Raw genomic sequence first — 7023 nt, forward strand, 5'->3', positions numbered from 1 at the left:
ACATGGAGGCCGCAAACCGCCCTCCCCCGTGCCCGGCAGGGGCCCCTATTTAATCATGGTGTTGGGCAGGGCGAGCACGAGCTGCGGGTAGACGGTTATGAGGGCCACCACCAGCAGCATGATGATAAAGGAGGGCAGGGCGTAAAGGGCAATCCTAAAGATGCTCTCGTTGCTGAGGCTGTTGATGACGAAGAGGTTGAAGCCCACCGGGGGCGTGATCTGGGCAATCTCGATCATGATCACCAGGTAGATGCCGAACCACAGGGGGTCGAAACCGGCGGCCTTGATGAGCGGCAGGGCGAGGGGAAGGGTCATGACGATCATGGAAAAGCCGTCCAGCAGGCAGCCCAGGATGATGTACATGACGCTGAGGATGGCAATCAGCTGGTACTTGGTGAGCCCCAGGGTGCCGATGAAGGCGGTGAGCTTGGCAGGAATGCCCAGGTAGCCCACGGCCACGGAGAGATAGGAGGCCCCGGCGACAATGAGCATGATCATGCAGGTGGTCTTCACCGAGCCCAGGAGGGCCTCCCGAAAGGCCTTGCCGTCCATGCTGCGGGTGATCCAGGCAAAAAAGAGCGCCCCGAGCACGCCCACGGCGGCGGCCTCCGAGGGTGTAGCCCAGCCCGTGTAGATGCTCCCCAGCACCAGGACGATCAGCAGCAGCACCGGCAACAGCAGCGGCAGGGCCTTTATGCGGTCCCCCCAGGTGTACCGCAGGTCCCCCGCCGGCGCCAGGTCGGGCCGGAGGAGGCAGCGCAGGGCAATGTAGAGGCTGAAGGCGCCGGCCAGGATGATCCCCGGGACGACGCCGGCAATGAACAGCTTGCCGATGCTCACCCCGGACATGATGCCGTAGACGAGCATCATCAGGCTCGGCGGGATGAGAAACCCCAGCGTGCCGGCCCCCGCCAGGGAACCCAGGGAAAGCGAGGGGTCGTACTTGCGCTTTAAGAGCTCGGGGACGGTGATCTTGCCCACGGTGGCGGTGGTGGCGGCGGAAGAGCCGCTCACGGCGGCAAAGAGGGCGCAGGCGGCAATGTTGACATGGAGCAGCCGCCCGGGCAGGCCGTTCATCCAGGGAGAGAGCCCCCGGAAGAGGTTGGCGGAAATCTGGCTGCGGAAGAGGATCTCCCCCATGAAGATGAACAGGGGCAGGGCCATCATGGTGGACCCGTTGGTGCTGTTCCAGAGGATGTTGGAGAGGATGGTGAGCGGAGGGCTGGGCGTGAAGAGCTTAAAGGCAGCCATGCCCACCATAAAGAGGGAGATGCCGATCCACACGCTGCTCCCCAGCAGCAAAACCAGTAGTCCCAGTATGGTGGCGGTGACGTTAAACATGCCCTTGAACGTCCTCCTACCAGATTTGTTCAGCGGCCAAGGGATGTGGGCTCAAAGTCCTGGTCGTCAGTTTCGCCGGCGGCGAGCTTCAGCGCCGCCCGGCAGAACTCGGCCAGGAACTGCAGGCCCATGAGAGACATGCCCAGGGGCAGGAAAAACTGCGGCACGGCCAGGTAGGTCCCCGAGAGCTGCATGGAGCGGCTCCCGGCCACCACGGAGTCCCAGAAAAAGGCGGCGGTGCTGGCGGTGACCAGGACGCAGAAAAACAGGCCCACCGCAAAGGCGTAGAGATCGACCACCAGGCGGGGCCTGCCCTTCAGCACCGACGGCAGGAAAGCCATGCGGATGTGCCCTCTTTCCTTCAGGGTGTAAGACAGGCCGAGAAAGGTCAGCGCTACCATGAGGTAACCCGTGTACTCCTCGGTAATGTACAGCGTCTTGCTGAAGAGGGTGCGCACCACTATTTCCCCGAGGATCAGGGCGAGCCCGGCAAGCATCATGATCCCGGCCATGATGCCGCAGGCGCGGGAAATGCGGTCGCACACCCCTATGAAGCCCCTCACCAGCTTCCCCATAGCCCATCCCTTCCTTAAACTTACCTGTTGGGAACCCGCGAAGGGGCAGCCGCGAAGGCTAACCCGCGGCTGCCCCCAGCCGGCCTTACTGGCGGCCCACCTGCTTCTGGAACTTCTCCACTATCTCCCTGGCCTCCGGCGGGGCGGTCTTCAGCCACTCGTCGCGGATGTTCTTGGTGATGGACGCCAGCTGGTTCAGGAACTCCTTGCTCGGCTGCACGGTGACGATGCCCTTTTCGTTGCAGAGGGCCTCCTTTTCCTTGTCCAGCTTGGCCACCTTGGCCCACATTTCCGCCTCAACTTCCTTGGCCACCTTTAAAATGGCCTCCTGGGTCTGCTTGTCCAGAGAGTTGAAGGCCTTGAGGTTGACCGTGACGATGTCCGTGGCCATGGTAATGTTGATGGGCGCGTAGTATTTTAAGACCTCCCAGAACTTGGCGTCAACCGCCGTGGGAGTGGAGGTGAGCACCGAGTCGATAACGCCGGTGGCCAGGGCGGAGTAGACCTCGCTGAAGGGCAGCGGGTACGGCGTGCCGCCGACGGCCTCAATCACCAGGGCACCGTTCTTGTCATAGGTGCGCGTCTTTAAGCCCTTCATGTCCGCCACCGACTCCACCTTCTTCTTCGACCACAGGCCGGCGGCAGGCCAGGGAGAAATGTAGAGCAGTTTCTGCCCCCACTTCTCCTCCAGCACCTTCTCAAAATAGGGGCGGGCAATGTCGTTTAAGAGCTTGCCCTCCTCAAAGCTCTGGATGAGGAAGGGCAGGGTGACCACGCCGAAGAGGGGCTCATCCCCTGCCACGCCGCTGGTCAGGATGTCGGAGACGGGCACCAGCCCGTCGCGCACCACTTTCAACAGCTCCGGCCCCTTGTAGCCCAGGGCGCCGCCCGACTGCACGGTAATCTCCACTTTACCGTTGGTGGCCTGCTTGACCCGATTGGCAAACTCCTGCAGGCCGACGGTCTGGTGGTTGTCGGGCGGCCAGACGGAGTTGGCCGTCCACATGACGGGCTGCGCGGCCTTGCCTTGCTCCGCGGCCTGCTTGCCACCGCCGCAGCCGGAAACCACCAGCAGCACAAAAAGCAGCGCAAAAACTGCTGTAAGTGCCTTCTTGCCTTTCAGACGCATAAAAATATCCCTCCAAACACCGTATTTTCTCAATTTGATACAAAAATTTCCCGCGCTACGCCTTTCCCCGCCAACACACCCCCTTTTGACGGCTTAGTGGCAGCTATTCACTCCAAGTTTTTTCGTCACGGGCCTGCTTTTTTCCTGCAAAAAACAAGAGGGCGCCCCCGACGGTGGGGGTAGCACCCTTGCCACCCGGAAGGCGCCCTTGCCGGCTCTTATTAATTTCGGTAAAGTGCCGTTTGCGGCCAAACCGCCTTATATCATAAAACACGTTCCGGCGGTTGTCAACAACACCTTCGTGGCCCTTAAATTTTAAACCTCGCCACTTGGTCTTTAAGCGCTTCCATGAGCGACACCAGGTTCGCTTCTTGCTCCATCAGGCCTATTGCTTCCCGCGTCATGGAAGCCGATGCCTCCACGTCCCCGGTCACGCCCTCTACCAGAGCATTTGCCGAAAAAAGGCGACCCGCCCCTAATCCCGCGCCGGCAGATCACTCCCTTCCCCGCCCCCGCGCTCCCCGCGCAGGGCCCGTGCGCGGGCCTTAACGTACTCCTCCGCCTCCTGCCGGTTCCGCACCTCGCCGGCGGCCCGGGCGGCGGCCAGGTCCTCCAGCAACCGGCCCACTAGGGGAGACGGGCCGGTCCTCACCAGGCGCATGACTTCTTTCCCGTCCAGCAGGGGGCGCGCGCGCCCGGAGAGTTCCGGCTCCTCGTAATAGCGTCGCAAGAGCGTAAAAATAAATTCCCGGTAGCCAGCCGGCTCGCCGGGCACAACGGCCCCGGCGGCAGCAGCGGCCAGGCTCAAGAGCAGACAGCCGGGCGCCTCATCCCCCAGGCGGCGGAAGAAGCGGTAAACCGCCCGACCGCCGGGCGGGCAGGGCCCGTACAGGGAAAGGGGCTCCGCGTAGCCCTCCAGCAGGGCCGCCAGCAGGCCCTCCTCGCGCCCGGCGAGGCGCAGGCGGCGCGCAAGGGCCTCTGCCAGGGCCGCGCCGACAGGCCGGGCGCAGGGCGAAGGGCACGCGCCGCCCGGCTCCCGGCCCTCCGCGCCCCCGGCGGCGTGGAAGAGGCAGGCCAGCTTGAGCACCGGCAACCGGCTGCGGGCGCGGGTGAGGGGCGCGTTTAAGTAGGCCGCCAGCTGCCGGGCAGGGTCCCCGGGAAGACTAACGAGAGCGGGCGCGCCGGCACCGGGGCCCGACAGCGCGCGCACGGTTTCCTCCAGGCACTCCAGGGCCTTTAAGCCGCGCTCCCAGCCGCCCTCCCCTTCCTGCCCCGGGCACCGCAGGAGGGCGATCTCGGGGAGGGCCTGCTCCAGGATGCCCAGCTCCCGGTCAAGCAAGTCGATAATCGCCCGGGCCGCGGGCAGGAGAAAAATGTTCACCAGCTCCTCCCAGATCCGCTCCGGGGCAGCTTTGCTCACCGGTACGGGCATGGCGCGGATGAGCCTCACCGTACCCGGCTCGATACGAAAGCCCAGCTGACCGGCCAGGCGGGCGGCCCGCAGGGCGCGCAAGGGGTCATCCTCTATAGAGCGGGGCCCGCAGGCCCGGATGAGGCCCCGGCGCAGGTCGTCCAGGCCGCCCAGGGGATCGATGAGGGAGGTCGGCAGGCCGCCAGGCGGAAAAGGCCCCGCCGGGGGCGGGCCGCCTTCGCCGGGACAGGCGGCCGGGAAACCTGCCAGCGGCAGGGCCAGGGCGTTGATGGTGAAGTCCCGCCGGCGCAGGTCGCTTACCAGGTCGCCGTCCCCGAGGCCGGTGACGTCGACCTGACAGGACCCCGCAGGCCCCCTTATCACCACCCGGGAGACGTCGCGTACGGGGTCCAGGAGCACAAAGCTGCCCCCGCAGGTGCCTGCCAGCTCCCGGGCCACCTCCTCCCCCCTGCCGGTCACCACCACGTCCGCATCCCGGGATGGCCGCCCCAGCAAAAAATCCCGCAGGAAGCCGCCCACCAGGTAGGCCTGCCGCCCGCGGGAGCAGGCTATTTCGTGCAGGCGACGGAGGTATTCCCACATGGGGTGAAACGACCCCCTTAATTCCTTTACGGAACGTTCTTGTCATGCGAGAGCGGGCTCTATTATTGCCCTACCGTGCAGTAGGAAGCGCAAAAAATCCCGCAGCTGCCCTGCGCAAAAAGCTGCGGGTGATCTACTTCAGCAACCGCTCAAAGCCTGCCTGTTCAAAACGCTGGTCCGTGGTAAGCGCACGGGATATCCCCCGTTGCTCCATAAGCACAAAACTTATGCACTCCGTAAGACTCCAGTCCTTGTCTTTCCTCTTCCTAAACAGTACAAGCCCCTGATGAATAAGCTCGGTGCTAACATGAACGATTTCCAGGTACCCCAGACGTTCTGCCTTGAAAATATTGTCCGTAAGGGTAGTGGCAAGGGGCCGGAGAGAAGGCTTACGTAAAGCATTGCAGACCTCAATAATTACGGCGTCTGTGGTAAGCCGGTGCCACCCTTCCCGGGCTATCTGCTGGTATACCTGAACTGCCCGGGAGTGCCACTGGTCGCTTTTATTGCCCAGGGCAAGCCACCCTGCCGTATCAATAAAGACGCATCTCATGCCTCTCCCTCGATGTAGCGGTGATGTTCTTGGGCAAGATCAAGTATCCCAGTTTCCAGGGCCCAATTTTCCACGTGAAAGAACGGGTCGGTTTCCGGAGAAGGAGATTTCAGCTTACCAAAAGCACCTTTCTGGATCTCCTTATAGGTAGGTATCCTTCCTTCCTTTGCTCTAAACTCTTCTATAAACTCTTTGATAGCCTGGTGCACGGAGGGAGGGGGCGGTGGAACCACATCCCCAAGATTATTTGGAGCACGGCCCCTCGTAAGCCCTAGTTCCCTTTTCACCCAAGCAATCCAGCAGGTCTTGATGGATGCAGAACTGTTCAAACGTGTTGCCTCCTTTCAGTTGCCTCGACTAAATCGTACACTTACAGAGGGTTACTGTCAACGCCTGGCCCAGCCTAACCTCCGCTTCCCGTTTAAGTCGATTCAGCACCGTTTCCAAGCGCAGATCCTTCTTTTTTACTTATGGCCTTGTGCGAAAGGCCCCGAGGACGCCCGCCGCGCGGGCCGCGGCCTGCGGCGGGCTTCTTCTTTAGAGCAAGGTGCTGCGGCGGAGGGGCACACCGACGAGAGCGCCGGCATAATAGAGAGAGCGGGCAGCTAGGGCTTTTTAGCGGGGGTCCAGGGGGGCACTGCGCCCCCTTGGCGGAGGCACGGAGGCGGGACTCCTGGGAAGGTGACCGGAAAAATGACGGATTCATAATATATAACAGACATGGAAAGGAGTGGTACATTTGGTCAGCCAGCAGCAACTGGATCAGATCATCAGTGGTTTAAACCTGGACCTGTCCTGGGAGTATGCGGCCATGATCCAGTACATTCAGCATGCCAGCATGCTCACCGGCCCCGAGTATACGTACGTTATTCAGGAATTGCTGGAACATGCTCAACAGGAACATGAACACGCCGTGATTATCAGCGACCTGATTCAATACCTGGGCGGCATACCCACAGTGGAAGTGGCTACCAGGCTCACTTCATTGAACAACATAGAAATGCTGCGCCAGGACCTGCAGTTCGAATATGATGCCATCCGCCGCTATTTACAGCGCATTGAGCAGCTGGAAGCCCTTCATCTGTATGACTCAGCCCTAAGTTTGACACCTAAACTATAAAAATCCCGAAAACACAAGGCTTCACGAGGAAAAAAGATAGACGTACCACAACATTTACCTTATTGTGGCAATACCACTATTCTATTACAGATACCTCAGAAGGTGGTCTTATCCCGAGAACTCGGAAGGCCTCATAGGCATTCCCAGGCAACTCGGTGCGGCAAAGATACTTCACGCCCTCTAAGACAAGCTCCACGGCTTTCAGGTTCTTTAAGTCCCGCAGAAGGTAGGTGTACTCCGCCTTGCTTTCTGCCAGCTTGAGGCACCTGTAAAGGGCCGATTCCAGCACCA

Annotated in this window: 8 protein-coding genes; 1 reads left to right on the plus strand and 7 read right to left on the minus strand. The window is 61.5% G+C overall.

Annotation, left to right across the window (positions count from 1 at the left end):
* Positions 1-45: 45 nt before the first annotated feature.
* From G454_RS0109695 to G454_RS0109730, 6 genes are all read right to left on the minus strand, one after another.
* Entirely contained in the window at positions 46-1341 is a 1296-nt protein-coding gene (locus G454_RS0109695) for a TRAP transporter large permease (protein WP_027718468.1), read from the minus strand.
* A 29-nt stretch (positions 1342-1370) separates the two neighbouring features.
* Positions 1371-1916, minus strand: coding sequence for a TRAP transporter small permease subunit (locus tag G454_RS0109700; protein ID WP_027718469.1), 546 nt, complete (start codon positions 1914-1916; stop codon positions 1371-1373).
* 85 nt (positions 1917-2001) lie between these two features.
* Positions 2002-3045, minus strand: a complete 1044-nt coding sequence (locus tag G454_RS0109705; RefSeq protein ID WP_051276181.1) for a TRAP transporter substrate-binding protein — start codon at positions 3043-3045, stop codon at positions 2002-2004.
* Positions 3046-3520: 475 nt separating this feature from the next.
* Positions 3521-5059, minus strand: a complete 1539-nt coding sequence (locus G454_RS0109720) for a tRNA nucleotidyltransferase/poly(A) polymerase-related protein (protein ID WP_027718471.1) — start codon at positions 5057-5059, stop codon at positions 3521-3523.
* Positions 5060-5192: 133 nt separating this feature from the next.
* Entirely contained in the window at positions 5193-5612 is a 420-nt protein-coding gene (locus G454_RS0109725) for a type II toxin-antitoxin system VapC family toxin (protein ID WP_027718472.1), read from the minus strand.
* On the minus strand, positions 5609-5941 hold the full coding sequence (locus G454_RS0109730; RefSeq protein ID WP_027718473.1) for a hypothetical protein: 333 nt from the start codon (positions 5939-5941) through the stop codon (positions 5609-5611). The genes G454_RS0109725 and G454_RS0109730 overlap by 4 nt, the downstream gene beginning before the upstream one ends.
* A 410-nt stretch (positions 5942-6351) precedes the next feature.
* On the opposite strand from G454_RS0109730, the gene G454_RS18600 reads away from it, so the two are divergent.
* On the plus strand, positions 6352-6732 hold the full coding sequence (locus tag G454_RS18600) for a ferritin-like domain-containing protein (protein ID WP_211230029.1): 381 nt from the start codon (positions 6352-6354) through the stop codon (positions 6730-6732).
* Between the two features lie 76 nt (positions 6733-6808).
* On the opposite strand, the gene G454_RS21790 is transcribed toward G454_RS18600, so the two are convergent.
* Positions 6809-7023: hypothetical protein (locus G454_RS21790; RefSeq protein WP_027718474.1), on the minus strand; the 215-nt coding region annotated here is incomplete at its 5' end.

This window comes from Desulfovirgula thermocuniculi DSM 16036 (assembly GCF_000429345.1).
GTDB classification, from domain to species: Bacteria; Bacillota; Desulfotomaculia; order Desulfotomaculales; family Desulfovirgulaceae; genus Desulfovirgula; species Desulfovirgula thermocuniculi.